Origin of the sequence: Ferrovibrio sp. (assembly GCF_029255545.1) — a bacterium.
Classification (GTDB): domain Bacteria; phylum Pseudomonadota; class Alphaproteobacteria; order Ferrovibrionales; family Ferrovibrionaceae; genus Ferrovibrio.
Window position 1 is genome coordinate 33,696 of sequence record NZ_JANLJJ010000062.1, and the last position, 3,166, is coordinate 36,861.

At 64.2% G+C, this 3,166-nt stretch carries 2 protein-coding genes; one reads left to right on the forward strand and one right to left on the reverse strand.

The window, feature by feature from the left end:
- Positions 1–1,613, reverse strand: a 1,613-nt coding sequence (locus Q1J79_RS12435; RefSeq protein WP_300300799.1) for an alpha/beta fold hydrolase, incomplete at its 3' end; no start/stop codon positions are given.
- Between the two features lie 202 nt (positions 1,614–1,815).
- Between Q1J79_RS12435 and Q1J79_RS12440 the strand changes: the two genes are divergently transcribed.
- Positions 1,816–3,166 (forward strand): class I adenylate-forming enzyme family protein (locus tag Q1J79_RS12440; protein ID WP_300300801.1); only part of this gene is annotated, 1,351 nt, incomplete at its 3' end.

Sequence of the window (3,166 nt, forward strand, 5' to 3'; positions counted from 1 at the left end):
TCGGGGTGATGGGCCAGCCGGTAATGCCGGTTGTTCCTGCCGGGCTCGCTGACAATGCCGGCATTGTGGCCGCCCGAGGTGAGCAGGAAGGTTACGTCGGTATCGGCCAGCCGCACGATCTTGAATACCGAATGCCAGGGCGCGACATGGTCGAACTCGGTGCCCACGGCAAAGACCGGCACGCGAATATCGGTCAGTGCCACCGCGCGACCATCCACCTGCATGCGGCCTTCGGCGAAATCGTTGTTCAGGAACAGCTGGCGCAGGTATTCGCTGTGCATGCGATAGGGCATGCGGGTCTGGTCGGCATTCCAGGCCATCAGGTCGATCATGCCGCTGCGTTCGCCGACGATATAGTCGTGCATCATCTGCGACCAGATCAGGTCGTTGGAGCGCAGCAGCTGGAAGGCGCCGGCCATCTGCTTGGTATCCAGGTAACCCTGCTGCCACATCATGTCTTCCAGGAAAGTCACCTGGTTTTCGTCGATGAACAGCGTCAGTTCGCCGGCTTCCGAGAAATCGGTCTGTGCCGCCAGCAGGGTCAGGCTGGCCAGGCGCTCGTCGCCGTCGCGCGCCATGGCAGCAGTGGCTACCGACAGCAGCGTGCCGCCCAGGCAATAGCCCACGCCGTGGATTTTCCGTTTCGGGCAGATCGCCGACACGGCATCCAGCGCCGCCATCACGCCCAGTTTTCGGTAATCGTCGAAACCCAGCTCGCGGTCGTCGTAATCGGGATTCTTCCACGACACCATGAACACGGTATGGCCGCGCTCGACCAGGTGGCGCACCAGCGAGTTCCGCGCTGATAAGTCGAGGATGTAGTATTTCATGATCCAGGCCGGCACCAGCAGCACCGGCTCGGCCAACACCGTTTCGGTCGTGGGCTTGTACTGGATCACCTCGATCAGGCGGTTGCGGAACACCACCTGGCCCGGCGTGACGGCCACGGTTTCACCGACGCGGTAGGCTTCAGCGCCGACCGGGGGCTTGCCGGCCAGGTTACGTTGCAGGTCTTCGATGAAATTGCCGAAGCCGCGCGCGAGGTTCATGCCGCCTTCGTTGATCGTGCGCTGCAAAGCCACCGGATTGGTCAGTAGATTGTTGCTGGGCGAGAAGATGTCGAAGATCTGCCGCGTGGCGAATTCCACTACCTGCTCGTGATGCTTCGACACGCCGCGCACGCCGGTGGTGGCGTTGTGCAGCCATTGCTGGGCCAGCAGGAAGGACTGGTAGATGAAATTGAAGGGCGGTTTCTGCCAGGCCGGATCGGCGAACCGGCGGTCCTGCGGCAGCGGCTTGATGCAGGTGGCGCTCTGGTCCTGGCCCGCGCCGCTGGCGGCATAGAGCGCCAGCCGCAGCATCTTGCGCAGGGCCTTGTGCCCCAGTTCGGCCTGCTTGCCCGGCGCCAGTGCCAGGTGCATCGCCCAGTCCAGATAGGCAGCCGGCAGGGCCAGGGGCGAGATACCGAGCGACATCTTCGCCAGCGTGGCATTCACCAGCCGGTCGAGCGGCAGCGCCGCGCCATCCTCGGCATCGGGCGGGCAGGGGGAAGTCTGCGCGGTAATGGCCAGCTGGGTGGCGGATGGCTGGGTGGCGGGAAGCTTGGCGTGCATGTCTGGCCTGGGGGATGTTCGATGCGTCTGTTATGCCGCAACTGTAGCAGTCATTTGTGGTAGGAATTTGATTACGCTCAATAAATCCGGCAGATCGGACAATTTGCCGCGATGCAGCAAATAGTGCTGCCCAATCAATCCGTTAATTGACGATCCCACCCTGCGTTGGCCATCCTGCCGACAGACAAAATCCGGAGGAACCATGGCCTGGACGCTCGATCCGAGCATCATGATCCGCCGCGAGGCGCATTTTGGCGACCGCGTGGTGCGCTGCTTCGCCGACCGCCCGGCCCATGTCTGGGATATCTTCGCCCGCAGCCTGGCGGCTTGGCCCGACCATGATGCGGTGGTGGCCGGCGAGACGCGGCTGAGCTATCGCGCGCTGGCCGATGAAGCCGAGCGCGTCGCCGCCGGCATGGCGGCGCTGGGAGTCAGCTCTGGCGATCGCGTCGCCCTGCTGGTCGGCAACCGCGTCGAATTCATCACCACATTGCTGGCCGCCCTGCGGCTGGGTGCCATCGCCGTGCCGCTCGGCACGCGCCTGCAGGGGCCCGAGATCGCCTATATCCTGGATCACGCCGGTGCGGCATTGCTGGTGCATGAGACCGACCTGGCCGACCGCCTGCCTTCAGCCACGGATGTTCCGCAACTGCAACACCGCGTGGCAGTGGGCGGCGCCTGTGCAGGATCGATACCTTTCGCCGATCTGCGCAGCCCGGCGTCGGCGCCGTCCTTCGTCGCGCCGCCCGAGGAAGAGACAGCGGTGATCCTGTACACCTCGGGCACCACCGGCCGACCCAAGGGCGCGATGCTGTCGCATTTCAACATCGTGCATTCAGCCCTGCATTTCCAGCATTGCATGGGGCTGGGTCCGATGGACCGCTCCCTGCTGGCGGTGCCGGCCAGCCATGTCACCGGCCTGATCGCCATCATCGTCACCGCCTGGCAGGGCGGTGGCTGCGTCATCGTCGTGCCGGAATTCAAGGCGCGCGATTTCCTGCCGCTGGCACAGAAGGAACGCCTGACCCACACCATCATGGTGCCGGCGATGTATAATCTCTGCCTGCTGCAGCCCGATTTCGACAGCTACGATCTCTCGTCCTGGCGCATCGGCGGTTATGGCGGCGCGCCGATGCCGCAGGCCACCATTGCCGCTTTGGCCGAAAAACTGCCGCAGTTGCAACTGATGAACGCCTACGGCGCCACCGAAACCACATCGCCCACCACCATCATGCCGCCGCGCTTCACCGCCAGCCATTCGGACTCGGTGGGCCTGGAAGCGCCCTGCGCCGAGGTGATCGTGGTCGATGCGCAGGGCCGTGAACTGCCGCAGGGCCAAAGCGGCGAGATCTGGATCGGCGGGCCGATGGTGGTGCGCGGTTACTGGAACAACCCGCAGGCCACCGCCGAGAACTTCACTGCCGGCTTCTGGCATTCCGGCGATGTCGGCTCCGTCGATCAGGATGGCTTCGTGCGGGTGTTCGACCGCGTGAAGGACATGATCAATCGCGGCGGCTACAAGATTTTCTCCGTCGAGGTGGAGAATGTGCTGA